Genomic DNA, 25,982 nt, shown 5'->3' on the forward strand with positions numbered 1-25,982 from the left:
CCACGCACAGTGGCTAATAGTGATAAAGAGAACAGCTAAGATAAACCGGCCACGGACGCAGAAAGCAGCAACCCGGCATTGACCTCGACCGCTAGCCCCGAACAACCCCGAACAACCCCAACCCAGCACCCGGCCCCACCCCTGAGTGCGAACGAAACCCCCTCGGAGCTTTGCACGCCTTGCACTCTTCGGATTCCGCTGCACTCGACCTGCCATTGCCGTTGCGCAATTTCGCCGCGACCCGGCGAATCCTGCTGATCGTGCTGGCGGCATCGATCATATTTCCGGTCGTGTTCCTGCTCGGCTACGGTTATTACGACTACCAGCGTCGCATGACCGACGCCGACGACATCGCCGATCGTGTGGCCCGCGTCGCCGACGAACAAGCCGTCAAGGTGCTCGACCTCAACCGTGAAATCTCGACGCGCATCGTGGAAATGCTCGCCGATAGCGACGACGACCACATCCGTGCGAATCAGAAAGCAATCCACGACCGCCTGAGCGTGATCGGCGAATCGTTCGCGCAAGTGGCCAGCATCACGATCTTCGGCGTGTCCGGCGAGATGCTCGCGAGCAACCGCTACTTCCCGGTGCCCGCCGTTTCAATCGCCAATCGCGACGACTTCGCCTCCGCCCGCGCCATCCGCCCCGATCAGTATTTTTCACTGCCGTTCTTCGGCAGTGTCCAGCAAATCGATGTATTCACAACCAGCGTCGGCCGCAGCCTGAACGACGGTCGTTTTGCAGGCGTTGTGTCGATTGCGCTCAAACGCGATTATTTCGCAGGTTTCTATCGCGATCTGACCAATGGCGAACCGGGCATGAGCGTCGGCCTGTTCCGGCGCGACGGCGGCATTCTTGTGCGCGAACCGCCAAACCGTAGCGGTATCACCCACGCCCACGACACGGCGTTCACCGAGGCCATGCGCAACAACGAATTGTTCGGGCGCGCGCGGATCCGGTCGAGCATCGACGGCGTGGAGCGATTGCTGGCGTTTCGGCGCGTGGGTGACTATCCGCTCTATGTGGCCAGCGGCATCCCGACTGGCGACATCCTCTCTGAATGGCGGCAGCACTACACGCTGATCGCGGTGATCACGGCAGCGCCATGCATCGCGGTCTGGCTGCTCGTGCTGTTTTCGCTGCGCCAGTTGCAGGCGCAACAAGCCGCATGGGAGCGCTGGCAAGCGGAAGTCGCGATGCGGCTCTCGGCCGAAGCGTCCAGCCGGCAGTTGCGGCGCATGGGCGCGCTCGGCAATCTGGTCGCGAACGTGGCGCATGACTTCAATAACCTGCTGATGGTGGTGTCCGCAAATATGGAGCTCGCGCGGCGCAAGAATTTCAACGGCCTGGAAAGGGAAGTGCTGGCGGTCGAGCGTGCGACAGCAGGCGCTGAAGCGCTCGCCCGGCGCCTGCTCAGCGTGGCACGCAAGCAACCGCTCAAGCAGGAACCCATCGATCTCGCCGTCTGGCTGCCTGCCGCGGCCGGGCTGATCGAAACGGCGGCCGGCGAGAAGGTCCAGGTGAAGGTGCAGGTGTCACCCGACATGTGGCAGGTGCGCGCGGATGCCACGGAACTCGAGTTCGCGATCATCAACATTGCCGTGAATGCCCGCGATGCAATGCCGCATGGCGGCCGTTTCGTGATTCGCTGCCAGAACGTTCGCGTGACGGCGGACAACGTCCTGCCCGACGGTGAATATGCGCTGCTCGCCTTCACCGATAGCGGCGAGGGCATGAATGAAACCACGGCACGGCGCGCATTCGAGCCGCTGTTCACGACCAAGCTAAGCGGTTCAGGCACGGGCCTCGGTCTGGCGCAAGTATTGGCGGCGTGCGAGCAGACGGGCGGCACGGCGCGCCTTGACAGCGTGCCGGGACGCGGCACGACCGTGCGGCTTTATTTGCCGCGATACCACGGCCCAGCCGCCGCGCCGGCGAACATCTCGGCGCACACGGCTGGCACGACGGCTACGATCCAGCCGACGCGGCTGAATCCCGGTTCGATCCTGCTGGTGGAGGACAACGAGGAAGTCGCGGCGGGCGTGGCGGCGGTGCTCGCCACTTTCGGCTGCGACGTGCGTCACGAGCTTACCGCCGACAAAGCCTTCGACGTGCTCAGCGAAGGCAGCCGCTTTGACCTGGTGTTATCGGATATCCAGATGCCTGGGCGGCTCAACGGCATCGATCTGGCGGAGAAAGTGCGCGGCGCGTGGCCCACGCAGCGCATCGCGCTGATGACCGGCTACGCCGACGAATTCGAGCGTGCGCGCCACACGGGCGTGACGATTCTCGCGAAGCCCTTCAATATCGAAGAACTGCGGGAGCTGGTTTTAGGATGACGCTTGCAGTCACTCACCGATGCACAAGCGGCGCGAAAAAGTCTCCGAGCACTTCAGAAACGCGCTACATTGCGCAGGGACGGCGGCAATGGCCGTCGTAGCCGGCCTCCTGCAACGCCGAGACCGGGTCTTCCGGGAGAAAGTTGCTCAAGGCGAGAAGCAGCATGGCGGCGTGGCTGGGGTTATCGCTGAGTTTGCGCACGAAACCGCTGTGCTCGCCAATCCTCAGACGCGTATCGATCATCAATGCCTGCGGATGCCAATCGTCGATCAACATCGTCAATCCGTCCACGTCCGTCACATGCTGCGCGGCCAAGCCCTTTAACCCGAGCAGAAGCGCGAACGATTCGCCGATCATCGGATCACTGTGCGCAATCACGACCCGCCGGGCTGCCATGGGCGTGGCGGCGCGCTTCGGGTTCCATAAAGCGAACTGGTCGTAATCCGCTTCGACTGGGCGTCGTGTCACAGATTTCTCGACAGTGAGGCGATCGGTTGCCAACTGTTGACGCGTTGGGGAATCGAAAGCGGACGGACACGGTTTAGCCGTGTTCTGGCTTAGCCTTAGCCGCGATGCGGCGATCCCATCATTGTTCCCTTCTTGGTGCTTGGCGAAAGTGCGGGTCGTCATCTATGCGATGAGCAAAAATCGGTCCGCGACGGGCCGGTGAGTGGCGCGTTGCGCGACGAGCGGGGAGAAAAACGGAGAAGGGAATTGCAGCGAACTGGTGAAACGGATGTCGGTCAGTCGCCGTTGGTTCCGGCATTGGTACCGGCGTCGAGCCCGACTTCCGGAGCCAACGTCCTGGCCCGCAAGCTGACTTTTTCCGCGTAGGCTTTCGAGCCGCCGTAGCTCTTCAGCGCCGCGCCGACGTCGCCGCGAGCCGACTGGACATAACCGTGAAGAATCGCCGATCCGGCTTCTATGTTCGCAGTCGCTTCAGTCAGGTCGATGTTGCGTACGAGTTGCTTGTGTGCGGTGGGCACGACCTGCATCAGCCCGGTTGCGCCATTGGCGCCGCGGGCCTTTTCCTTGAAGCGGGATTCGACGGAGATGATGGCGAGGAGGAGGGCGGGGGGAAGCGAGTATTTCGATGCTGCCGACATCACCGCGGCTGAAATCTGCTCTGCTTTGGCCCGCGCGACGCCGAACTTTTCGGAGATCAGCCGGGAGACCTGATGGGTGGCTTCGGCGGTGGCGTCACTGGCTGCGGTGTCTTGCTGCGCGGCCTCGGGGGCATGTTCCTGGGCCACCGCGCCCTGCATCGCACCAAACGTCAGCGCCAGCAAGCAAAGGAGTCTGCTCATGGGGAAGTGGCCTTGGAAGGGAAGGTCGCATTATACAGACGAGAAAAATCCTTGCAAATCATGCGTTTGGTCCCGAGGCGGCAGGTCCAGGCGCGATTTTGCAGCTCGCGGACGCGACCGTCAGGCGCTCGCTACCGGGGCCGAAGCGTGGGCCAGCGGCCGGACGCAATCGCGCCCCGCGGCCTTGGCTTTGTAGAGTTGCTGATCGGCGGCGCCGAGCAGGCCGTACGCGCCGCTCAGGCCCGGCGGCGACGCGGTTGCGCAGCCTATGCTGACGGTGACCGTCCCGTGCACGCTGGCCCCGTGGGCGATTTCGCAGGCTTCCACGCGCTGACGGATTGCTTCGGCGATATGCAGCGCGCCTTCCAGAGGCGTATCGGGCAGCAGCACGACGAACTCTTCGCCGCCGTAGCGCGCGGGGACATCGCCCGGACGGCGCACCGCCGTGGCAATGCTGTGCGCGACGATCGCGAGCGCGTCGTCGCCGAGGGCGTGGCCGTAGGTATCGTTGTAGGCCTTGAAGTAATCCACGTCGATGAACAACACCGACAGCGGTGTACCGGCACGGCGCGCCCGGCGCCATTCGTCGTCCATGCGTTCGTCGAACGCGCGCCGGTTCGGCAGGCCCGTGAGTGCGTCCGTGCCGGCCAGCCGGACAAGCTCCTCCTGCGCACGGGCGCGCTCGCGCAGCGACAGCGCAAGCAGCCACGACACCGCGATGAAACTCAGCCCCGATAACAGCGTCAGCGCGCCGACAATCAGGCTGCGTTCGCGCCACGGCGCCAGTACGTCGTCTTCCGCCGGCGCCACGCCCGCGATGAACGGCGTCCCCGGCACGCGGGCGAAGGTGTAGAGGCGCCGCACGCCGTCGACGGGAGAAACCGCCGCGTACGATCCCGACATGGCATGCGTCATGCCCGAGAACGTGGATGAGCCGGCGACGCTGTGCCCGACCACGTCCTCGCGAAAAGGCTTGCGGGCGATCATCAAGCCATCCTCGTGGACGATGAAGATCGAGCCTTTGCTGCCCGCGTTGAGCGTGTTCAGCAGCGAGCTGAAATAGGCGGTGTTTATTGCCAGCAGCGCAATGCCGGCGAACGAGCCGTCAGGTGCGTTCACGCGCCGGCTCATGCCGATCGTCAGGGCGCCGCCGCGCACGCGCGACGCGAACGGAGGCGAGACGAACAGGCCGGTCGACGGGCTGCGCTGCTGGGCGTGGAAATAGTCGCGGTCGGCGAACGAGCTGGGCGGGAGCGGCGAGTCCTGACCGGCCGCCGTGATGTTGCCGCGGGCATCCAGCACGTAGGCGCCGCTGATATAGGCCGCGGAGGTCGCGCGATCGAACAGGATCTGGCGGCGCAGGGTGGGTGACAGCCCCGTGAGGGCCGGATTCTGCGCGCCATCGACCATTGCCTTCAGCGAGAGATCGTAGATTTCGATGTTGCGGGCGATGTCGGAGCTGATGATCGCGACGAGATTCGCCGACGTTTCGTGCGCGTGCTCGAGCGCTCCCTCGCGTCCCTGATACAACGTGACAATCGACAAGCTCGCCATCAGCACCGCGACCACGGTACCGGCCACGCCCGCGAGCAGCGGATGGCGGGAGAGCGTGCTGGCCATGCCGACCGCCGTCCAGCGCGGCCGGAAGCGGCGTTTCCTCAAACCCGTGGCAGGGGGCGAGGCGGGGTTCATCGCGTGCGGCTCACGAGGCGGTGACGGCTCGGGCAATGGCAAGACTGATGACGCGGCGATCGGCGCGCACTGTCAGGGAGCGTGTCGGGCAGCGGCAGGAGTCTCAGTTTTGGCATCGCGCGGCAGTGTTTGATCGAAGGCTCGCCACTCTGGCTCGCTGGCCGCATTGTATCGGCTCGAACCTTGCAATCTGCTGCGCCGGCCGGCGGAGACGTCCCGGGTACGCAATGCCTGTACCCGCGACGGCGGAAGTGACCCTGCACTCTGCCGTGGGAAGCTTACAAATTCATTTCGAACATGGTAGTCTCGCCCCGTCCTTGGGGAGTAGCCGGCTTCCATTTTCTGGAGGCGCTCATGTCAACACGCTTGGTTCGATCGAACCGTGGCATGAGCAACCACTTTGCTTTTTGGCTTTTGGTTGGCAAGACCATCGATGTGTCGGGGAGACCGGTCGGGCTCGCCGGTGCATCGCATGTTCTCGCCCGACCCGAATGCCACAACGACATCCCCATGAATATTGCTTCTACTCTGCTGCTCGCCTTCGCCATGTCGACGGACGCCTTCGCCGCTGCTGTCGGCAAGGGCGCGACGCTGCATCGTCCGCGGATTCGCGAGGCGCTTCGTACCGGCCTGATCTTTGGTGTCATTGAAGCGATCACGCCGCTGGTCGGCTGGGCGCTCGGCAAGGCCGCTGCACCCTATGTCACCTCCTGGGATCACTGGATCGCGTTCAGCCTGCTGCTCGTGCTCGGCACGCGCATGATCCGCTCGGGTCTGAGCACGCCTACGCCTGACGTCGAAAAGCCCCACAGCCACGGGTTCTGGCTGCTGGCGGTTACTGGATTCGCGACGAGTATCGACGCGATGGCGGTGGGTGTGGGACTCGCTTTCATCGACGTGAATATCTTGTCGACAGCTGCGATCATCGGCCTCGCGACGCTGATCATGGTGACCTTGGGCGTGATGGTCGGGCGCTTCTTGGGCAAGGCCGTCGGGCAGCGTGCGGAGATTGCAGGCGGGTTGATTCTCGTTGTAATCGGGTCAGTGATTCTGGCTGGGCATCTTGGGTATATGAGTTGAGGTAGCGGGATGCGGCTTGCACCCGGCGGCAAGGCGCTCCCGCTTGTCAGCGTGAAGCGCCTTGCGCGGTTGCATTCGTTCAATGGTTCGAATAGAGCGAGCGTCCGGTGATCTGCGTTTGCAGCGGTGCGTGTACGCCTGAGGCGGACGCGCCGCTCGTTGACGGACCGTAGGCGCTTGTCGCGACGCCTTGAGTTGCATCGACGCGGGCTTCGGCGGCGTTCAGTGCATCCGGATAGTGATTACGATCCGATGCCGGGTTGTAGCCCGCCTTCTCCAGTTGCACGAGTTCTGCCTTGACCTCGGCGCGGGTGACGGGGCTGCTGTTCGATTGCGCAAACGCGAAGACCGGTGTGGCCAGCGCGGAAGCGAGGAAGAGTGCTGAAACGAGTGATTTTTTCATGATGAAGGTCCTTGAAAATTAATAAGGGTTACGAAATGATTGGCGGAGAGCGCCGACCGTTTTAAGCGATGTAGTTCGCTTGTAAAAACGGCGCTTCGATAGACACCCTCGCTAAAGCCCACCAATGAAGCAAATATCAAGCGGCACGGCATGAGCTCACAAGCGCGTGAACGTCATATGATTCACGGCACATGGTCATTCATTGGCCTATAGCGCACGCATTCATGTCATACCTACGCGAACGTCCAGACAACTGACCATGGCGATGAAGCGTGAATGAATAGTCTCACGCGGAAGCTTAGGTGCACCTTAAGCCGTCGAAGCGCTTACCGCATGAATCATCCAACGCGTTTTGGCGACAGATCCTTAAGGTTTGCTTAGGTCTCGCAATGTAAAATGCAGATCGAAAATTCTCCGTATCGAACCCCGGTCCGGGCGTGGTCCTTGCATCTGTGGAGTGTCACAACCGGGAGCGATTCCCTACGGAGGTCGTTGATCATGTTGCAAGTGCGAGGGTATTTGGTTCATGAAGGCGGACGGCGTTTGTCGGGGGTTTGCGGTGTTGCGTTGTGCCTGCTGGCCGCTGCTTCGCAGACAGCGTTTGCAGTCGCTGTGCCAAGGTCGATCGCGGTCATGAACTGCACGTTGATCGACGATAACGCCGCCTACAACGACGCTGATACCAATCGCATCCAGCAAGCTCGCATCGGCATGATCAGCGACGATCTGCGCGCGCAGTTGCGCGACCGGCAGCTCTATCGTGTCGCGGACAACGGACCGGCGAGCGGCATGATCGCGCAGCTCGCATCGACACAGGACATGAAAGCTTGCAACGGCTGCGAACTGCAAGTCGGCCGCAAGCTGGGCGTAGAGCGGGTCGGAGTGTGCTGGGTGCAAAAAGTGAGCAACCTGATCATCAATATCAATCTGCGCGTGGAGGATGTTGCATTGGGCCAGGCCGTGTTCCAGCGTTCGGTGGACATTCGCGGCAACACGGATTTGTCGTGGCAGCGAGGTGTCAAGGCGCTGGTCGATCGTCTTGCCGATGACCCGGACGCCACCCGCTGAGCCGGTGCCATGAGGATGGCCGGTGCGCTTTCGGGAGATTTTCCCGCCCTCATCCATTGTCAAGCCACGGCATGATGGGCTAAGTTGGCCTTTGGATCTGCGATGTCCAAAGACATCCGGCGAACCTTGCAAAGAACAATAGGCGGAGACGACCATGCATGTGAAAAAAGCGACGGCGCAGTTGGCGCTCGCATTGGTGGTGACGGTTACGACGCTGGCCGCGAGTCCGGCGCAGGCGGCGCCAACGGCTTACGTGACGAGCGAGACGGCGGGCGTCGGTGTGATCGATCTTGATCAGATGACGCTCACGAAGACGTTTTCATTCGGCGACGACGGTCCGCGCGGCTTGAGCCTGACCGCCGACGGCAAGCGGCTGTTGCTGGCCAACAAGAAACCGGGTGACCTGTCCGAAGTCGATACGGCGACCGGCAAGGTTCTGCGGCGCGTGAAGATCGGCAAGAATCCGGAGTTTGTCCGGGTGTATGGCGGCTACGCTTATGTGACTTACGAGCCGGGCGAGGACGGTGGCCCTCCTCCGGGTGCGCCGGGAGCATTGGGCGCGGCCAAAGGCGGCCCTCCGGGAGCGGCGAAGGGCGATGACGACGAAAATTCGCCCCCGGCCGAAATCGCGATTGTCGACCTGAAGAGTTTGCGGGTGATCCGTTCGGTGAAGAGCGGGCACGAGACGGAGGGCGTTGAGTTCTCGGCCGATGGCAAGGAATTGCTGGTGACCAACGAGGGCGACGACACTGTCTCGGTGTATCGCGTCGGCACGGGGGCGCCGCTGCGAACCCTCAAGCTGGATCACGGATCGCGTCCGCGAGGCATCAAGCGTTCGCCGGACGGCAAGCAATATGTCGTCACCCTGGAAAACACCAACAAGTTCGCCGTGCTGGATGCGCGCAGCTTCAAGGTGCTCAAGACTGTCGATACACAGCTTGGTCCCTACGGTGTCGCCTTCGACCCTGCCGGCAAGCGCTTGATGGTTGCGGCGGCGCGCGGCAAGACGTTGCAGGTATTCGATGCAAAGACCTTCGATCATATCGCCGACGTGCCGGTGGGCCAGCGCTGCTGGCACTTCAGTTTCACGCCCGACGGGTCGAAGGTGATGCTGGCATGCGGCCGTTCGAATGCGGTGTATGTGTTCGATGCCAATAGTTATCAGCCGGTCAAGCAGATCGAAGGGCTGCCGCTGGCGTGGGGCATCGTGACGTATCCGCGTAGCGCGGGGTCTATTGACTAAGGTTCAGGTTTCGTTCGCATCGGGGATCTTCGACCGGTGCGAACGAAAACCTACTTCCACGCGTACCTCAATCCCACCCATGCTCCGCGCGGCGCCCCAATGCCAAGAAACTGTTCGTTGACCGGATTGGCGCCGTCGAACGTATGGTTCGCGCCGTTGAAATCATTCTCGCCAAGAATCGCAAAACTCGCATAACGCTTGTTGAGCAGATTCGTAATGCTAGCGAACACCTGCAACTGCTTCGTGATGTTGTAGGTCGTATCGAGGTCGATCAGGAAATACCCGGCCACCGTACCGTTCACATCCTGATTGTTCTCGTCGCCACGAGCAAAAATACTGCCGCGATACGTCAGGTTGGTCCCCACATTCCACTTTGGCGTGGCCGCATAGTCGAGCCGCAACTTGATCGTGTTCTGTGGAATGCCCGGAATGCGATCGCCCGACTTGACCGTGATGTTGCCGTTGGCATCGGCGCTGGAGTTGCTGGAACTGCTTTCGGTCCAGGTCGACTGATACGTCGCATCCACATAGCTGTAGCTCGCGGCAACACCTAGCGGCCCGAACTGCGTGCGTCCGGCCAGCTCGACTCCCTGCCTGCGGGTCTTACCCACGTTCTGGAAGAACCCAAGCGTACTGGCTGCGCCGTTGCTGCTGACAAACTGGATGTCGTTGTCGAGCGTCGTCCTGTAGATGGCCGCGCTCCATGATGTTGCGTGCCCGAGCTGGCCCCGCGCACCGATCTCGAAGGTCTTCGAGATCACCGGTTGTAACGCCGGGTCCGCAATGAAATCGTTCGGCAAGGAACAGGGCGCCGCCGGGTCGGCACAGGCGAGTTCAATGGCGGTTGGCGAACGCATGCCTTCGTTGTAAGTGGCGTAGGCGGTGAAGGTGGAGGTCGGGTTCCAGTTGACCCCAACCGCCGGATTGAAGCGCGAGAAGGTATGGTTGCCGTCGAGCAGAGGCTGCACGCCGCTTTCATCGCCGATCACGGACTTGGACCAGTTATAACGCCCCGCGAGCGTCATCGACCATTGCTGCGTGAGCGACAAGGTGTCCTCGAAATACACGCCGTAATTGGCGTTGCGTGTCTTTGCATCGGTCTGCGATTCGAAGGGACCTATGCCGATGGTCGCGCGTGAATCGGTGAATTGCGCGTCTTGCGAAGCTTGCGTGAAATGCGAGTTGGCGAAGTCACCCGCCATGCCCGCGACGAACTGATTTTCCAGCCCCATCAGCTTGTTGAGCAGCGTCATCTGCAGGCTGGCGCCGTAGCTGTCGGTGACGATCACGGACTGCAGGTTGGTCGCCTGCACCGTGTCGATGTTGCCGTTGGCGTCTGTCACGCCGAAGTCGTTGTTCGTGTTGCTGCTGGTGTTCACGTTGCGATAGTGCCGGTAATACACGTTGCCGCTGATTTCCAGGTTAGGGCTGAAATAATGCTCGCCTGAGAGCGTGAGATAGCCGACCTGATTTTGGTTCTGGTCCGGGAATGTATAGGCTTGCTTGTAGTTATCGAGGAAGGAGCGCGGGATGGTCTGCGAGCCTTGCAAGGTATTGTCTGCGCCTCCCATGGAGAGCGAAATCGTGGTGTCCGCATCGGTGTAGCGCAGCTTGCCGAAGGCCTGCCGCAGACGGCTGGAGTTGTGATCGGCCCAGCCGTTGTCGTTGGTCGGGTTCGCGGTGAAGTAATAATCCAGGTTCTGGCCGATCACGCCTCCTTGCTGGATCTGGGCCGTCTTGCGGCCCCAAGAGCCAGCCGAAACTTCCGCCTCGCCGCCCGGATTGCTGCGGCCGTTTTTCGTTGTGACAGCGATGGCGCCGCCCAGCGTGTTGAGCCCGAAGGTGGGGTTGGAACCGGGGATCACCTGGATCGTGCTGATTGCGGCTTGCGGAATCAGGTCCCAGTTCACCACGTCGCCAAACGGCTCGTTGATGCGCACACCGTCGAGGAACGCCGACAAACCCTGCGGCGTGCCAAGCAGAGGCGACGCCGTGAAGCCGCGATAGTTGATGTCGGTCTGGGACGGATTGCCCTGGGCCTCGTTGATATTGACACTACCCACGTTTCTTTCGAAGTAGTCGGTGAGGACGGCCGAATGCTGCTGTTCGATGGCGCTGCCCTTGATGGTCTGGACATTGGCCGGCACCTTCTCGAGCGGGGTGCCGATGCCGAGCAGCGGTGTGGTGCCCACTACCACGATCGGCGCGAGCTGGATCAATCTGGCGTCCGATGCTGGTGCTGGCGGAGTGGCCGCCTCCTGTGCCCAGGTCGTGGCGCTCAGGCCGGCAAGCGCGCTGCCGAAGCACAAGCGCAGCGCCAGCTGCGGCGCTAACGGATGCTTGCGAGAACGTTGGTGTGGCGCCTGGCTCATGATTGTCTCCTGCCGGTTTGTCGTTATCGGTATAAGTTTGTTGCCATACTGAAAGCGTCCCACAAGATGCGTCCGGTGCAGCCGGGAGGACTTCCCGATTACAGGGGGAAGTCCTCCCAACCCGCATGATCCACAGGCGACGCGAGCACGCGTGCTGAGTAGAATGAGAGCGCCATGCGATCCGATTCCCCAACCTCTTCCGCAGAAGCGCCCGCACCACGCTCGACCGTGCGGCGCGACCTCGCCTGCGTGCTGGCTCTGACCGTGCTCGCCACCGGGCTCTGCATGCGCTTCGATGTGGGCGAGCTGACGTATTCGCTTACGCGCCGCTTTGAACGGTTCCAGCTAGACGAATTTCCCCCCACGCTGGTTGTGCTGGCTACCGGTCTTGCATGGTTTGCATGGCGGCGTTATCGCGAGTCGCAACGGGAATTGCTGCATCGCCGCGCGCTTGAAGAGAAGGCCGAGCGGCTCCTCGCTGACAACCGGCGTCTTGCAAGCGAAAGCATCGGGGCGCAGGAAAATGAGCGCCGTCATCTCGCACGTGAGTTGCACGACGAACTCGGCCAGTATCTGAACGCCATCGCTCTGGACGCGGGACGTATCCGCGATCTGTCGACTGAGGGCGAACCGGAAGTCCATCGCCTGTCGCTTGCGGTCATGCAGAGCGCAAGCACGGTGTACCGGCAGATAGGCGGCATGATCCGGCGCCTGCGGCCCATCGGCCTCGACGAGTTCGGTCTGCCGAGCGCGCTGGAACATTGCGTGGAAAGCTGGCGTGAGCGCTTGCCGCAGGCATCGTTCACGCTGACGGTGGAAGGCGACTTTGCCAATCTGGCAGACGTGCTGAACATCACGCTTTATCGGCTGGCGCAGGAAGGGCTGACCAACGTTTCGAAGTTTGCGCGCACATCGCGGGTCGAAATCTATCTGGTTCGGACTGCGGATGATGCACGGGCAACACGCGATGAAATTGTCGTGACCATGACCGACGACGGTCCCGGCGTCGATCTGACAAAACCGCGCGCGGGACTGGGGCTGATCGGTATGCGCGAGCGTGTCGAGGCGATCGGCGGAGAGTTCCACATCGCCAGCCAGCCGGGCAGCGGTTTTCTGTTTTGCGCGCGTGTGCCGGTTCAGGCCGGATTGCCCGAGCCGAACGAACCGAGTGAACCCGCGGAGTTGGCGAAATCGGTGAAATGAAGGCCCAGGCGGTTCGCCATTTGCGCAAGCTGCACACCGTTGTCCGCGCCGAACTTTTGACGGATCACCGATTGATGGTTGGCCACGGTCTTTTGACTCAAGCCCAGCCTTTCCGCGATGCTCGGCAGCGTGTAGCCCTGCACCAGCAGACGCAGCACTTCAAATTCCCGAGCGGACAATTGGCGTCCCGGCGGCCCTTCCTGGAAGGCAGTCCGCAAGGCAAGCGCCTGAGAAATGTCCGCGCTCAGATAACGCGCTCGCCGCGCTACTGCGCGGACCGCTTCCACCAGGACGTCGGGCGCGCTTGCCTTGGTCACGTAACCGCGCGCGCCGGCATCGAGTGCACGCCGTACGAATATTGTTTCCTCGTGCACGCTGAAGATCAGCACATGGGCGTCCGGTTCACGGGCAAGCATTCGACGCATTGCTTCAATGCCGCTTGCGCCCGGCAGCGCCAGATCCATCACGACGACATCGGGACGCAGCGCGCAGAAGCGTTGATAGGCCTGAGCGGCGTCGGCGGCTTCGCCGGCCACCCGGACATCGGGGCTGAGTTCGAGCAGACGCCGGTAACCTTCGCGCACCACGGCGTGGTCGTCGACCAGAAGGACACTTATATCGGCAGTGGTCATTTACGAACTCCCGCGAGATCGGCGACGCTGTGATGTTCGGGGCGGCCGTCGCGCGACGCCGCCAGCCGACGTGAATTACTGTCGTTGCGAAACATGATCGGATGTTCGTCCGGCTCGCGTTCGATGGCCGCCTTGCGCACCACATTGATTACAGTTTCGTGGTGGGGCGATTTATCGCAGACTGGATCGGCGTTGGCCGGGTCGCCCGTCAGCAGATACGCCTGGCAGCGGCATCCGCCTGCATCGATGGTTTTTTCCTCGCAACTGCGGCACGGTTCCTTCATCCAGCCGAAACCGCGAAAGCGGTTGAACGCGTCGCTGTCGTACCAGATCTCGCGGATCGAGTGTTGCCTGACGTTCGGGAAGGTCAGGCCGGGCAGCGAGCGAGCCGTGTGGCAGGGCAGCGCGGCGCCGTCCGGTGCGATACCGAGGAACACCGAGCCCCAGCCGTTCATGCAGCGTTTAGGCCGGTTTTCGAAGTAGTCCGGCACGACGAAGTAGATCTTGCAGCGATCGCCAATCTCTTGCCGATACCGCTCCACCACCGCCTCGGCTTCCTTCAATTGCTCCGCGGTCGGCATGAGTTGCGCGCGATTGGTATGCGCCCAGCCGTAGTACTGCGTGTTTGCGAGTTCGAGATATTCGGCGCCCATGGCGAGCGCCATGTCGATGATCTTGTCCACATGCGGCAGGTTGTATCGATGCAGCACGCAGTTGAGCACCATCGGAAATTCGTGTGCCTTGATCGATTTCGCCACGCGATTCTTCAGGTCGAAGGTGCGTGTGCTGCTCAGGAAATCGTTGAGTTCCTGCGTCGAGTCCTGGAACGACAACTGGATATGATCGAGCCCGGCGTCTTTCAATGCATCGAGGCGCTTGTCGGTCAAACCGATGCCCGACGTGATCAGGTTCGTATAAAAACCGAGCTGGCGTCCTTCACGTACGAGCACTTCCAGATCGTCGCGCAAGAGCGGCTCGCCACCCGAAAAACCAAGCTGCGCTGCACCGAGCGCACGGGCTTCATGGAGCACCTTGATCCATTCGTCGGTGGACAATTCGCTGCTATGGTCGGTGTAGTTCACCGGGTTGTAGCAAAACGCGCAATGCAACGGGCATCTGTACGTCAGCTCGGCCAGCAGCCACAGCGGCGGCGCGATATCGCTCATGATGCCTTCTCCAGCCATCCACGCCGCTCGGCTTCGGCGACAAACAAGCGGACTTCATCGCCGATGCCCTGCGCATTAAAAGCCTGTTGCAAGTCCGCGATCAACGTGTCGACATCGCGCGTGCCGTCGCAGCGCTTGAGTATTTCCCCCGCGCTTTGATTCAGCTTGACCATGCCTTCGGGATACAGCAGCACATGCGCTTCCTGCGCCGGTTCCCATTGCAGCCGGAAGATTCCCTTGAGCTTGAGCATAGGCGACGTCATTGCGGGAAGGCCTTTTCGATGGCATCGAGCATCGACCATAAAATGTCGAGCTTGAACTGCAGGATCTCGAGCGCGCGTTCCTGCTGCTCGCGGGTCTTGAAGTAATCGAGCGTGACTTGCAAGCCGTGCTCGACATCGCGTTGTGCGAGCGAGATACGCGAGCGGAAATACGTGAGGCCATCAGCTTTGATCCACGGGTAACACGATGGCCACGTCGCCAGTCGATCCTTATGAATCTGCGGCGCAAAGATCTCCGTCAGCGATGAGCACACTGCCTCCTGCCAAGGCGCACGGCGCGCGAAGTTGACGTAGGCATCGACGGCGAATCTCACGCCCGGCGTTACATGCTTCAGCGACCAGAGTTCGTCGCGCGTGAGACCAACCGCATCGCCTAAGCGCGCCCAGATTTCGATGCCGCCTTCGTCGTTGCCATACCCGTCGTGATCGAGGATGCGCAGCACCCAGCGTCTGCGCGTCTCGCGATCCGGGCAATTCGACATCACCGCCGCATCTTTCAGCGGAATGTTGATCTGGTAATAGAACCGGTTCGCGACCCAGCCGCGGATCTGCTCGCGCGAACAGCCGCCCTCGTTCATCTTCACGTTGAACGGATGATGAATGTGATACGCGGTGCCTTTCGCGCGAAGCTGGGCTTCGAACTCCTCGCGGGTCCAGGCGGCAGCATGTTCGGTAGTAGTCGGAGTGGGGCCGTTCAAGTGATTCTCCTGCGAAGCGCTAGCAACGCTTAAAGTTCGAAAGCCAAACCATCGAAGGCGACTTCAATGCCGTGTTCAGCGAGCAGCCGGCGCTCGGGACCGTCTTCGATCAGGATTGGATTCGTGTTGTTGATATGAATGAGGACCTTGCGCACGCCCGCACGTTTGATCGAATCGAGCACTTCGATCATGCCGCCCGTGCCGGTTTGTGCGAGATGGCCCATATCGGCGGCGGTCTTTTTAGACAGCCCCAGTTCGATCATTTCGTCCGGCGTCCAGAGCGTGCCGTCGACCAGCAACAGGTCGGCGCCGTTCATCGCTTCGAGTACGTGCGGTTCTAAAATGCCGAGACCGGGCGCGTAGAACGCACGCTTGCCCGAATGCTCGTCGATGAACGTCAGCCCGATGTTGTCGCCGCGTTGAGGCGCTTCGCGATGCGGCGAGTAGGGCGGCGCTTTGCTCGACAGCGGCAGCGCTTCAATGCGAATACCCGGCAACGTGGGAACGGTGAACGACGATCCATCGAGTGGGATCGCGTGTCGTTCGACGCCGCAGTAATGCGCGAGTATCGATACAACGGGCAAGCCGGTGCTCAGGTCCTGCAGGACGGCGTCGGTGACGTAGAGCGGCAACGGGGTATCGCGTTCACGCAGCATCAGCAAGCCGGTCACGTGATCGATCTGCGCGTCCATGGTCACCACGGCTGCGATACCGCTGTCGCGCGCGCGCCGCGCCGGTTGAAGTTCGGGATGGGCCGCGATCTGCGCAAGCAAGTCGGGCGACGCATTGACCAGCAGCCAGTCCTCGCCGTTCGCGCTGACCACAATCGACGACTGCGTACGCCGCTGTGCGTTCAGCGTGCCGTTGCGCACGCCGTCGCAATTCCGGCAGTTGCAATTCCATTGCGGAAAGCCGCCGCCCGCGGATGAACCAAGTACCTTGATCTTCATGCGGCGTGACGCCTGAAGCGTCCCTCCCTCGAAAGTCCGGCAATCAAAGTCATGGCAGCATCCTCTCCATCAGGCGGTCTCGGTCTATCAACTGATGTTTGAGCGCGCCCGCCACATGCAGCACGATCAGTGCGATCAATACCCACGCGCTGACCGTGTGCAACGCGAAGAGAATCTTGCGCAAGCCGGGGTCGTCCCAGCCCCACATCGGCAGCGGAATGCCCCAGAAGTGTGTGCCGAACTTGTTGAACGACGAGCCGAGGTAACCCGTCAGCGGCATGAAGATCATTGCAACGTATAAAAGACCCTGCGTCATGCTCGCGGCGGCGCGTTGCCACGCTTGCATCGGGGGAAGCGGAGGCCGACCTGCAACCAGGCGAACCACGATACGAATTAGCACAAGCAGGAAAACGGTCATCCCAAGCGACTTGTGGAAGTTGATCAGGCTTGATTTGAACGCGAGACCTTTCGGCAACCCGACCATGTAGAGACCGATGCCGAGCATCGCGATGATCCCCAGCGCGATCAGCCAGTGCAGGACGATCTGCGCTCGTGAATAGCGCGGCACGCCGGCACTCGCGTCGAGCGTCGCGGCGGACGAATGCGCAATGTTCATGGTCGTCGTCTCCTTCCGTTGGCTGCGGCGTCTTTCGTGTTTGCATATGCACCTTACTGGTTTGCTAACCTTATTGTTCGCCTCATTGCTCACCTCATTGCTCACCTTACGCCGAATGTTTTCATCCGACGATCAGCAGTTCTCCGCGTCCGTCCACCGCCAGATCGCCTGTGTACCGGCGCGGCGGCGTGCTGGCTTTCAACGTCGAAAACGGTGTAATTTCCGTGGCGAGCGAGCGCACCAGAAGCGACCAGAAGACGTCGAAACCCTGTCCGCCTGCGGTGAATGTGGGCGGCATGTGAGCAGGTGCGTGGGCCAGCAGCAACGTGCCGCGACGCATGCCGTAACCGTAGTGCGGCCCGAGTTTCCCCGCGATGCCGATCGTGCCCGCCACCAGCCGCGACGCCGCGCATTCGCCGGCATCGCCGCCGACCAGCACGAGGCCGCGCCGCATGCGGTCGCCGAGCCGCGCGCCGGTGTTGCCGCGGATGGTCAGCGTGCCGCCTGTCATGCCTTCCATGTCGCCGGGCAGCGGACCCGCCGCGAAGTCGCCGCTATTGCCGTCCACCGTCAGGCGGCCGCCGCTCATCTGGCAGCCGGTGAAATCTCCTGCATGGCCGCTGACACGCAATTCACCTCCCGCCATACGAAAGCCGGTGTGGTTGCCGGCTGATCCTTGGATGTCGATCCGGCCTTCCGCCAGATTCGTGCCCAGGCGGTCGAGCCATTGCACTTCGCCTTCGATCACCAGTGCCGCCACGTCCCCTTCCGTACGCGATATATCGAACAAATCGCCGGCCGTGCAGGTCTCGTTACCCGCCGGCAACACGATCCGCCCGATCTCCGCCACAGTGAGAGCCGCAAGCGCGGCCGGCAGGAGTTGGGCTGCGTCGACGCGGCATCCGGGAGCGCTCCTGACTCGCAGCGTCGTCGTGCTCATGCGCGCCTCCCTTCCACGCCGGCCGCAAGCTGGCGCAAATGGAAGTGATAGGGGCCCAATTTCCCGCCGTAGTTTCCCGCCGATATCCGCAACACGCCGCCCGCCCGCCCGAGTCCCACGGCGGCCGTCATGCCCGCGGTCATCGCGGCGCCGACGTCGCTGTCGGTCAGCCCGTCGATCACGATTTCCAGCACGCAGCCGACCTCTGCGTCCAGTTCGCTTTTCGGCGACAAGCCGATAAGCGTCGGACAAAAGGCGTCGTTCGTCGATGCCGGTGCTGCAGCATATTTCGAGCCCACTTTGGAACCGGAGCGCACAACTCCACCGGGGAACGGCATGATCACGTTCGGCAAACGGCGCATCGCGGCCACGGCGCTTTCGGCGACGCGCAGGGCCGAGTCCATATCCCGCGCGAGCAGCAGCAGGTTGCCGCCGCCGACAGCCTTCACCGTGACCGCGCTTTCCTGCGCGACGAACTCGCCGTCCATCACGGGCACGCGCCAGTAGCGCGTGTCGCCGAGCATCTTGGCGATCTGCCAGCCGTCGCCGAAGAAACGTAGGCTGCTGCCGAGTGGGGCGTTGTCGGACAGGGGCGCGCGGCTCGTGGTCGGGTCGATGCCGCTATAGACCGCCGTGGTCGGGCATGTCAGCACGCATTGCCCGACGCGCCGCTCGACCTGCTTCGCCAGTTCCTTCGTCGATACCGCGAACAGCAGCACTGCGATCCCCGGCCGTCCGTCGGGCGTTTCGTGCGGCGCGAGTTCCCGTTCGATGCCGGCTTCGCAGCCACAGCCGATAACCGACGTGGCGAAGCCCGTCAGCGACATCGCCGCATGGTTCGCCCAAACCGGCGTGTGCGCAGTGATGACGAGCCGCGTCGCTTTCATCGGAAAGGCTTCCGCGAAGGTGTCGTCGATGACGGTGTCGTTGATCTGCATGGCGCTCAGGTCCCGGCGCTCAGGCAGGCAACCGGCAAGAGCCTGCCGCCTCGACAGCACGAACAGATCTCATCGTCGCTGATGGCCGTATGCACGGGATTGCCGACCAGATTCTTCGCGCTATAAGCCCGCAAAGTCTTCTCTATACCGTGATCGAAATCGGGCGAGACGTAGTGGATGCCGCCGGTCGGCGTGGCAACCAGCGTGCCGTCGCGGGCGACTAGTTGCCCGTTCTTGAACACATACGCCGGCGATGTGAACATCCGTTCTTTATCCGCCTCGTCGCGATACACCGCGATATCCGCCGCCGCGCCCGCGCCCAGATGGCCGCGATCTTTCAAGCCAAGCAAACGGGCTGGACCGGCGCGCGTGATGATCGCGATGTCGTACAGCGAGAACTCGCGCTTCAACTCCGGTAGCGCGCTTGCTACCTGCGCTTCGGGGTTGAGCTTCGCGATTTGTTCGTCGCGAAAGCCCTTGTCCATCAGCAAGCGGATCAGGTGCGGATAACTCGTGAACGGGCCGCCGTTCGGGTGATCGGTGGTCATCGATACGCGCCACGGGTCGTCGATCAGCAGGAAAATTTCCAGTCCGATGATCCATTGCAACGCGTTCACATAACTCTGTTCTCTGTAGCGGAACGGCACGATTCCGCAGCCCGCGTCGCATTCAATGTCGCCGACTATCCACTTCTTTGGTGTCCCAAGCGGTGCGTTCTTGAACTGCATCATGGTGTCGCCGGAAGCGGTGACGGTCTGCCCGAAAATGATCTGGCCGACATCGATAGACACATTCGGCCGTGCATTGACCGCGTCGGCAATCGTACGCGCGCCTGATGAAAACTTGCGCGGCCCTTCCACGCCGTAGCTATGAAACTGGATGTGGGTCAGGTGGATGGGCAGGCCGTCGGCGGCGTCCATGGTCGCGATCGTCGAGTCGATGTTGCCCGGCACGCCCAGGTTGCTTGCATGCACGTGCAGTGGATGCGGCACGCGCAATTCTGTTAGTGCCCGCGATAACGCATGCAGCACTTCGCGCGGCGTGATGCCGTAGTGAACATGCTGCTCGTCCACGTTCAACGAACGCTGGTTGAACTTGAACGCCGAAATGCCGCCGGGGTTGACCACCTTCACGCCGAGCGCCTTGCTTGCATGCATCGTCCAGCCGACGTAATCGCGCAGACGCTCGAAGCTGTCGCGTTCTGCAAGCAGTTGCAGGAACAGTTCGTCGTTGCCGAGCATCACGTACGCGCCGTGATCGATGATCGGCGTGTCGCCCATTTCCAGGTGCGTGTGGCGTGCGTTGGAGGGCATCATCGCGGGCTCGAAGGCGGCGGTGTATCCCATCTCCGCGTATCGATAACCCGTGGCGAGCGTGCCAGGTGTACATACACCGCAGGAGGGCAGCTGAAGATAGCGGCGATTGGCGGATTCTTCGCCCGGGCCTGCGCCGCTGCCGCGATGATCTTCCGGCAATAGCAAGCGCGAGAGATTGGTCTTGCCGCCGCCGATGTGCGAATGCAGGTCGATACCCCCCGCCATGACGATCATGCCGGTGGCATCGAAGTCCTGATCGATGGAAGCACCAGGTTCCGCATCGACCAACCGGCCGTCGCGCATGTACAGATCGCGGCGTTCGCCGTTGACGCCGTTGGCCGGATCGTAAAGAGTGCCGCCCTTAAGCCGCGTCAGGCTCATGGCCGGCTCCTCGCGTCGGACAATCGCGTCGCTATGGCCGCGACCGTCGGAAGTTCAGAGACGCGTGTCGCGGTCAGCGGCGCGACCACCGAGCCGTCGATGCGAAACATATGGCCGCCGCTGTCCACGCCGGGTGTCGCCACCGGAATGAATACCGTCGATCCACCACGCGCGCCGAGCAAAGTTCTCATCGCGGGGTGTCCGAGCACGATGACCGGGACGTTATCGGCGAGACCTTGTGGCAGCGGCTCGGGCTGAAAACTCGCGACCCACAGGAGCGCATCGATTTCACGCGCTGTCAAAAGCCGTACCGTCCGATAACGCATAGGATCGTGATCGAGCGGCGGCTCGTGAGCGAGGCGCGTGGGCATCGACACGCGAGTGCGTAGCGGAAAACCCGATAGCCACGTGACGGCCTGATTAACGCTCAACGCGCCATCGTCGCCACCGAGTGCGAGCGCGCCTGCGCGCGTCGTCCGGTTTACGGCCTTGACGATCCGGTTCAACGCTTCTATCAGCAACGCTGCATGTGGCTCCGGCAACGCGGCTGGTTCATACACGACCGCCGTATAACGCGCCGCGCTTATGCGCTCGGCCAGCGATGCAAGCGCGTTCGCCATGCCGGTATCGTCGCGGATCGATGCTGCGGCGCGGCCTTCCGTCAGCGCGGACCAGATCGCGAGAATGTCATACGGATCGGCGTCCTTGAGGATCGAATGCGTGCTGGCATTTTCAACGATATCCGCCGCGGGATCGACCTCGCAGCCGACAAAGATCAGGTCGCGGGCATGGTCCGTTCCGCCCAGCACCCGCTCGTAAAAACGCGGATAACGCGCGGACGGCTGGCAATCGAACACGATCAGCAGATCGGCGCGTGCGCGTACTTCAGAGAGTGTGGTGAAGAACGCGCCGCGATCCTGCAATGCGGCTGTCGATGCGGCCATTGCATCGCCGTGCAGATGGTCGAGGATCGCGCCACAACCGGTGGCCAGCGGATAGAGCGCACGGATGCCCGCTACATCGGTCGCGAGACCGCCGAAGAGTGGCCGGGATGCGCTCTTCAGGATATCGGCGGCGCGGCTCAATGCCGACTCCAGGTCGGCGTCCTGACCATCGACCGACGGCTGGCTTGCACCGGGCCCGCTGAACCACGTCAGCGCGTGGGTGAGCCGCGGGCAATCGATATCGGGCGCATCCAGGGCGCCGTCATCGTGCACGATGGTCGTGATGTCGTCGCAGAGCAGGGGGCAGAACGGGCAGGTCCAGTCGCGCATGCCGGACGGGGATGCCGCAGCGGATAGGGACGATGAAGGCGCGACGGACGCGCCCGGTGCGCCGGCATTCGACGGAGGAGAGGACGAAAGGTGCATGGAGCCGTTAGTGCAAAGTCCATGCCGGTTTTTGAAGCGCGGCGCCGGTTTGTAGCGCCGGCAGCCCGTTTCCACGCGCATGCGGCGAGCAAACGCAGACATCGGGGAACGGCGCCGATACCCGCGCCGCAGCCGCTTGCAGATCGCGCCCGATGACACCCGCTGCGCAGCACAGTATGTGCGCCGCTGGAACACAGTGTCACACGCTGGGCACTGTCGTCACGGTTCCTTGCCAAACGATTACAGGCGAACCGCTGGCGCGTACGTTGGCATGGATATTGTGTGATCGGCTCAGGGTTTTGCTGTTGAGGGCAGATCGAGTTGCCGGTCGAGTTGCCGGTCGTGGATGGCGGACGCCACGAGCCATGCAGCAGCGCCGCTTTCAGCCGCGGCGGATAAGTCGGCAGCATGGCGGATACCGCCAGCACCGATAAGTTCGCGATGGCCTGCTTGGGACCGGATGGCGGCGAAGGTGTCGAGGTCGGGACCTTGGTAGGAACCGACGTGATCGAGCGTCATCACGATCACGCGTGACGGCCACCATGAGGTGTCTGGCCGCGTGGCAACCGGATCCGCAAGATCGGTAATAAGGCACCCCGCGCGGTGATCGAGTGAGAGTACGGGAGCGAAACCGGCGGCTTTGGCTTCGCGCAGTGCATCGGTGTTGAGAAGGGTCTCGGTGCCGAAGACCGGCACGAGCGTGGCGCGGCCGGGCCGTTGGGGACCGGGACGGATAGCTTCGATGCGATCGAACAGCGTGCGCATCGAAGGGAAATCGGTGTAACCGGCATCGAGCCAGATTTCGACGGGAGCTTCACCGAGCCCGTTGAGCAGTTCAGCAAGGAGGCGTGCGTGATCGCCCCGCTTGAGGATCGCGCCGAGGTCGGCAATGTAAAGCGTGCGTGCGCCTGTTGCGGCCAGCAACGCACGGGCGACGGCTAGCGGCTCGCTGGTCGCGCACAGTGGGGACTCGATGGGCCGATACCGCGCGCGTTCGCCACGCATGGCGCGCACGGCCTGACCGTCGAGCAGATCGAGTACGGGTATTACCAGCATGGAAGGAACCCTTGACCAAGTTATTCGTGTACGAGTATCTCACCGGCGGCGGCATCGATCCGGCACTGGCCGGCGAGGCCAGCTTGGTCGATCTTAGCGCGCTCATCGTGGAAGGCCGTGCGATGCGTGATGCGTTGGTGAAAGACCTGCTCGACCTCGGTTGCGTGCAGGTGACGTTCGCCAGTTCGCGCTTCGAAACCGTCTCCGAAACTGTCGATCCGGCGTGCAACCATTGCAGGGCGATGCCCGGCGAATCGATCACCGGCTTTGTCGCGCGTGTCGCCCGGCAGCACGACTGGGCGTGGATCATTGCGCCCGAATGTGACGGCTTGCTGCTGCGCTTGCACGATTCCGTGGGCTCGGCGCGCTGGCTTGGATGTTCGAAGGAAGCCATCAGGATTGCATCGAGCAAAAGCGCGACGGCGGCTTGCCTCGAAGCGCACGGTATTGCGGTGACGCCCGCGGTGGAACCCGGCGTGAGCGCTGTCACGACGAATGCGCAAGCGCGCTGGGTCGTCAAGCCCGACGACGGCGCGGGCGGTCTCGATACTTTCGTCTACGACCGTTTCGACGACGCCTGCACCGAATACGACGCACGCGCGGCAGCTGGCCGGAATCCGATCCTGCAGGAATGGGTCGACGGCGAGTCGTTGAGCCTCTCGCTTGTCTGCGGCGAACACGATGTCGAACTGGTCAGCATTAACCGGCAGTTAATCGGCTTGCCTGACACGACGGCGCCGGGCAAGAAGGAGCACGTGGTCGAATTCAGCGGCGTGCAGGTCGATCAGATCGACCGGCAGAGCGAGCAAGGGATGGCGCTCGAAGCGTTGGCGCGACGAGTCGTGGCGGCGCTGCATGGCTTGCGCGGTTTTGTCGGGATCGATCTCGTGTGGCACGCGCAGCGCGGGCCGATTGTGATCGAGGTCAATCCGCGGCTGACGGCGGCGTATGCGGGGTTGTCGGCGCGGCTCGGGCGCAATCTCGCTGGCGATCTGCTCAAGGCGCACGGCGTGCAGCACGGGTGCGGCGCCAATGCCGAAGCGTGCGCATTGGGAGTGCGCTCATGAAGGCCGATACGGTGGTCTTCGGCTGGGATGTGGGCGGCGCGCATATCAAGGTGTCGATGGTGACGGCATCCGGCGAGTTGCTCGACATCGCGCAATGGGCCTGTCCGTTGTGGCAAGGGCTTGGGCATCTGGAGCAGGTGATCGACCATGTGTTCGAGCGCTGGCCGCTTGCCCGTGAGGCTGGCGTGCGCCACGTGGTCACCATGACGGGTGAGATGGTCGATCTGTTCGCTGGTCGTGCGGAGGGCGTCAGGGTCCTCGTGGATACGCTTGAGCAGCGCCTTGGACCCTCTACGCGGTTTTTCGCGGGAGCGGCGGGCTGGCTCGCAGCCAATGAGTGTGCCGATGGCTGGCGCGACGTGGCATCGGCGAACTGGCTGGCCACCGCGCAATGGGTCGCGAGCCGTGTAAGCGACGCGCTGCTCGTCGATATAGGCAGCACCACTACGGATATTGTGCCAGTCATTGCGGGTCGTGTCGTGGCGCGTGGCTGTAACGACGCGACCCGGCTTGTCAGCGGCGAGCTGGTGTATCAGGGCGTGGTGCGTACGCCGTTGTGCGGCGTATCGCATCGCATTGTTTTCCGTGGCGAGCAGGTCAATGTGATGAACGAATGGTTCGCGACGACGGCGGATGTCTATCGGTTGACGGGCGAATTATGGCCGGCTCACGATCAGCATGCGAGTGCCGATAACGGACCGAAGACCGAAGCGGCGAGCTGCGCCCGGATCGCGCGAATGATCGGTCACGATGCCCGCGATGCCGGGGACCATGAATGGCGGGAATTCGCGCAAACGTGGCGTAGCGAGCAGATGCAAATTCTCGCGGCTAACCTCGCGCGCGTGATGGAAGCGCATCCGGCGCTTGCGTGCGCGCCGCTAGTGGGCGCGGGGTGCGGGCGGTTTTTGGTCGAGGCGCTGGCGCAGCGAGAGGGGCGTGGTTTTATTGACTTCGGTGAGCTGGTTGATGCGCCCGGCGCTAGTCAGGATTTGCCGGAATGGGTAGCGACCTGCGCGCCGAGCGTGGCGGTGGCGTTGCTGTCGTTGCACGGGGTACGCGAGCCCGCTGTCGCATGGTTCCACAGTACGGCAGCAAGTTGAAGAGTTGACGCGGACGTGTGGCGTTGTCGTTGTGTGTGGGCGGAGTCAAATCAGAGCGAGGGACATGTCATGTGGGTGGTGAAAATCGGGGGAAGCCTGAGTCACGACCCGTCGCTGCGCGAGTGGCTTACCCAGCTTTGGGAAGTGGGCGGCGGGCGGGTTGTGATTGTGCCGGGCGGCGGGGATTTCGCGGATACGGTTCGTCAGTATCAGAGCGAGTGGCGATTCGGCGATCTTGCTGCTCACAACATGTGTCTGCTGGCCATGGCGCAGTACGCCATTTTGATGCAGGGAGTGTTGCCGGAACTGGTGCTTGCATCGAACGAGATTCGCATTCGCCGTGCGTTGCGCGATGGCCGTGTGGCAGTGTGGGTGCCAACCGACCTGATGCGCGATACGCCTGATGAGATGACCAACTGGGACACGACGTCGGATAGTCTTGCTGCGTGGTTGTCGACTACGCTGAATGCCGAGCGGCTGATGGTGGTGAAGTCGTGTGCGGTGGAAGCGGGGACGCCGCTTGAGGCCCTTTCGTCGAAAGGGGTGGTCGATGCGCGCTTCGTCAAGCATGTGAAGGATGCTAACTACGTTGTGGAGATGTTTAATAAGGGCGATGCGGGGTTGATGCGGGATAGGTTGTTGCACATTCCGGTTGTTTAGGGGGTGTCGTTCGCACTTGGGGTTGGTTGCGATTGCTGGCGCTCGGAGGGTGTCCCGGATTTTGTGTAAACGGGTTTTTGTTTAACCCTGTGACATCCGG

General features: G+C 62.4%; 24 protein-coding genes and 1 riboswitch. Of the genes, 8 read left to right on the top strand and 16 right to left on the bottom strand.

What is annotated here, in order from left to right; genetic code table 11:
- Positions 1-179: 179 nt before the first annotated feature.
- Complete coding sequence (locus M0D69_RS38025) at positions 180-2,342, top strand: hybrid sensor histidine kinase/response regulator (RefSeq protein WP_301786959.1); 2,163 nt, start codon at positions 180-182, stop codon at positions 2,340-2,342.
- A gap of 64 nt (positions 2,343-2,406) precedes the next feature.
- Here M0D69_RS38025 and M0D69_RS38030 read toward each other — a convergent pair whose 3' ends face one another.
- The 3 genes from M0D69_RS38030 to M0D69_RS38040 all read right to left on the bottom strand — a co-directional run bounded on the left by M0D69_RS38030 (position 2,407) and on the right by M0D69_RS38040 (position 5,270).
- Positions 2,407-2,811 carry a hypothetical protein gene (locus tag M0D69_RS38030; RefSeq protein ID WP_301786960.1) on the bottom strand — a complete coding sequence of 135 codons (405 nt, stop codon included), beginning with the start codon at positions 2,809-2,811 and terminating at the stop codon, positions 2,407-2,409.
- Between the two features lie 275 nt (positions 2,812-3,086).
- Positions 3,087-3,632 (bottom strand): transglycosylase SLT domain-containing protein, encoded by a 546-nt coding sequence (locus M0D69_RS38035; protein ID WP_367619819.1) that lies wholly within the window; start codon positions 3,630-3,632, stop codon positions 3,087-3,089.
- Between the two features lie 138 nt (positions 3,633-3,770).
- Entirely contained in the window at positions 3,771-5,270 is a 1,500-nt protein-coding gene (locus tag M0D69_RS38040) for a sensor domain-containing diguanylate cyclase (protein WP_301786962.1), read from the bottom strand.
- Positions 5,271-5,649: 379 nt separating this feature from the next.
- A riboswitch (yybP-ykoY riboswitch) is annotated at positions 5,650-5,833 on the top strand.
- Positions 5,834-5,852: 19 nt separating this feature from the next.
- Here M0D69_RS38040 and mntP point away from each other — a divergent pair.
- On the top strand, positions 5,853-6,422 hold the full coding sequence (gene mntP, locus M0D69_RS38045; protein ID WP_301786963.1) for a manganese efflux pump MntP: 570 nt from the start codon (positions 5,853-5,855) through the stop codon (positions 6,420-6,422).
- Positions 6,423-6,501: 79 nt separating this feature from the next.
- On the opposite strand, the gene M0D69_RS38050 is transcribed toward mntP, so the two are convergent.
- Entirely contained in the window at positions 6,502-6,825 is a 324-nt protein-coding gene (locus M0D69_RS38050; RefSeq protein WP_301786964.1) for a DUF4148 domain-containing protein, read from the bottom strand.
- 498 nt (positions 6,826-7,323) lie between these two features.
- On the opposite strand from M0D69_RS38050, the gene M0D69_RS38055 reads away from it, so the two are divergent.
- Together M0D69_RS38055 and M0D69_RS38060 are read left to right on the top strand one after the other, a co-directional pair.
- Positions 7,324-7,893, top strand: coding sequence for a DUF3280 domain-containing protein (locus tag M0D69_RS38055; RefSeq protein ID WP_301786965.1), 570 nt, complete (start codon positions 7,324-7,326; stop codon positions 7,891-7,893).
- Between the two features lie 154 nt (positions 7,894-8,047).
- Positions 8,048-9,136: a beta-propeller fold lactonase family protein gene (locus M0D69_RS38060; RefSeq protein WP_301786966.1), complete on the top strand. Its 1,089-nt coding sequence runs from the start codon at positions 8,048-8,050 to the stop codon at positions 9,134-9,136.
- 50 nt (positions 9,137-9,186) lie between these two features.
- Here M0D69_RS38060 and M0D69_RS38065 read toward each other — a convergent pair whose 3' ends face one another.
- Complete coding sequence (locus M0D69_RS38065; protein WP_301786967.1) at positions 9,187-11,508, bottom strand: TonB-dependent receptor; 2,322 nt, start codon at positions 11,506-11,508, stop codon at positions 9,187-9,189.
- Between the two features lie 174 nt (positions 11,509-11,682).
- Between M0D69_RS38065 and M0D69_RS38070 the strand changes: the two genes are divergently transcribed.
- Positions 11,683-12,711: a histidine kinase gene (locus M0D69_RS38070; RefSeq protein WP_301786968.1), complete on the top strand. Its 1,029-nt coding sequence runs from the start codon at positions 11,683-11,685 to the stop codon at positions 12,709-12,711.
- Here the strand turns inward: M0D69_RS38070 and M0D69_RS38075 are convergent.
- The 11 genes from M0D69_RS38075 to M0D69_RS38125 all read right to left on the bottom strand — a co-directional run bounded on the left by M0D69_RS38075 (position 12,645) and on the right by M0D69_RS38125 (position 23,055).
- Positions 12,645-13,343 carry a response regulator transcription factor gene (locus M0D69_RS38075; protein ID WP_301786969.1) on the bottom strand — a complete coding sequence of 233 codons (699 nt, stop codon included), beginning with the start codon at positions 13,341-13,343 and terminating at the stop codon, positions 12,645-12,647. The two genes, M0D69_RS38070 and M0D69_RS38075, sit on opposite strands and share 67 nt — an antisense overlap.
- Positions 13,340-14,509 (bottom strand): pyrroloquinoline quinone biosynthesis protein PqqE, encoded by a 1,170-nt coding sequence (pqqE, locus tag M0D69_RS38080; RefSeq protein ID WP_301786970.1) that lies wholly within the window; start codon positions 14,507-14,509, stop codon positions 13,340-13,342. Before pqqE ends, M0D69_RS38075 begins: the two co-directional genes overlap by 4 nt.
- On the bottom strand, positions 14,506-14,772 hold the full coding sequence (gene pqqD, locus M0D69_RS38085; RefSeq protein ID WP_047847281.1) for a pyrroloquinoline quinone biosynthesis peptide chaperone PqqD: 267 nt from the start codon (positions 14,770-14,772) through the stop codon (positions 14,506-14,508). Before pqqD ends, pqqE begins: the two co-directional genes overlap by 4 nt.
- Positions 14,769-15,488, bottom strand: coding sequence for a pyrroloquinoline-quinone synthase PqqC (pqqC, locus tag M0D69_RS38090; protein ID WP_301786971.1), 720 nt, complete (start codon positions 15,486-15,488; stop codon positions 14,769-14,771). The genes pqqD and pqqC overlap by 4 nt, the downstream gene beginning before the upstream one ends.
- 29 nt (positions 15,489-15,517) lie before the next feature.
- Positions 15,518-16,438, bottom strand: a complete 921-nt coding sequence (gene pqqB, locus M0D69_RS38095; protein WP_301786972.1) for a pyrroloquinoline quinone biosynthesis protein PqqB — start codon at positions 16,436-16,438, stop codon at positions 15,518-15,520.
- A gap of 49 nt (positions 16,439-16,487) precedes the next feature.
- A complete protein-coding gene (locus tag M0D69_RS38100; protein ID WP_301786973.1) occupies positions 16,488-17,054 on the bottom strand; it encodes a cytochrome b in 567 nt (188 codons plus the stop codon).
- A 121-nt stretch (positions 17,055-17,175) separates the two neighbouring features.
- Complete coding sequence (locus M0D69_RS38105) at positions 17,176-17,994, bottom strand: formylmethanofuran dehydrogenase subunit C (protein WP_301786974.1); 819 nt, start codon at positions 17,992-17,994, stop codon at positions 17,176-17,178.
- Complete coding sequence (gene fhcD, locus M0D69_RS38110; RefSeq protein ID WP_301786980.1) at positions 17,991-18,932, bottom strand: formylmethanofuran--tetrahydromethanopterin N-formyltransferase; 942 nt, start codon at positions 18,930-18,932, stop codon at positions 17,991-17,993. Before fhcD ends, M0D69_RS38105 begins: the two co-directional genes overlap by 4 nt.
- A 5-nt stretch (positions 18,933-18,937) precedes the next feature.
- Positions 18,938-20,629 carry a formylmethanofuran dehydrogenase subunit A gene (locus M0D69_RS38115; RefSeq protein ID WP_301786975.1) on the bottom strand — a complete coding sequence of 564 codons (1,692 nt, stop codon included), beginning with the start codon at positions 20,627-20,629 and terminating at the stop codon, positions 18,938-18,940.
- Positions 20,626-21,999, bottom strand: coding sequence for a formylmethanofuran dehydrogenase (locus M0D69_RS38120; protein ID WP_301786981.1), 1,374 nt, complete (start codon positions 21,997-21,999; stop codon positions 20,626-20,628). The genes M0D69_RS38115 and M0D69_RS38120 overlap by 4 nt, the downstream gene beginning before the upstream one ends.
- Positions 22,000-22,290: 291 nt before the next feature.
- On the bottom strand, positions 22,291-23,055 hold the full coding sequence (locus tag M0D69_RS38125; protein ID WP_301786976.1) for a HisA/HisF-related TIM barrel protein: 765 nt from the start codon (positions 23,053-23,055) through the stop codon (positions 22,291-22,293).
- Between the two features lie 11 nt (positions 23,056-23,066).
- Between M0D69_RS38125 and M0D69_RS38130 the strand changes: the two genes are divergently transcribed.
- The 3 genes from M0D69_RS38130 to M0D69_RS38140 all read left to right on the top strand — a co-directional run bounded on the left by M0D69_RS38130 (position 23,067) and on the right by M0D69_RS38140 (position 25,882).
- Positions 23,067-24,122, top strand: coding sequence for an ATP-grasp domain-containing protein (locus M0D69_RS38130; RefSeq protein WP_301786977.1), 1,056 nt, complete (start codon positions 23,067-23,069; stop codon positions 24,120-24,122).
- Positions 24,119-25,222 carry a hydantoinase/oxoprolinase family protein gene (locus M0D69_RS38135; RefSeq protein WP_301786978.1) on the top strand — a complete coding sequence of 368 codons (1,104 nt, stop codon included), beginning with the start codon at positions 24,119-24,121 and terminating at the stop codon, positions 25,220-25,222. The genes M0D69_RS38130 and M0D69_RS38135 overlap by 4 nt, the downstream gene beginning before the upstream one ends.
- 69 nt (positions 25,223-25,291) lie before the next feature.
- Complete coding sequence (locus M0D69_RS38140; protein ID WP_301786979.1) at positions 25,292-25,882, top strand: aspartate kinase; 591 nt, start codon at positions 25,292-25,294, stop codon at positions 25,880-25,882.
- Positions 25,883-25,982: the final 100 nt, after the last annotated feature.

Source organism: Caballeronia sp. SEWSISQ10-4 2, assembly GCF_030464885.1.
Lineage (GTDB): Bacteria > Pseudomonadota > Gammaproteobacteria > Burkholderiales > Burkholderiaceae > Caballeronia.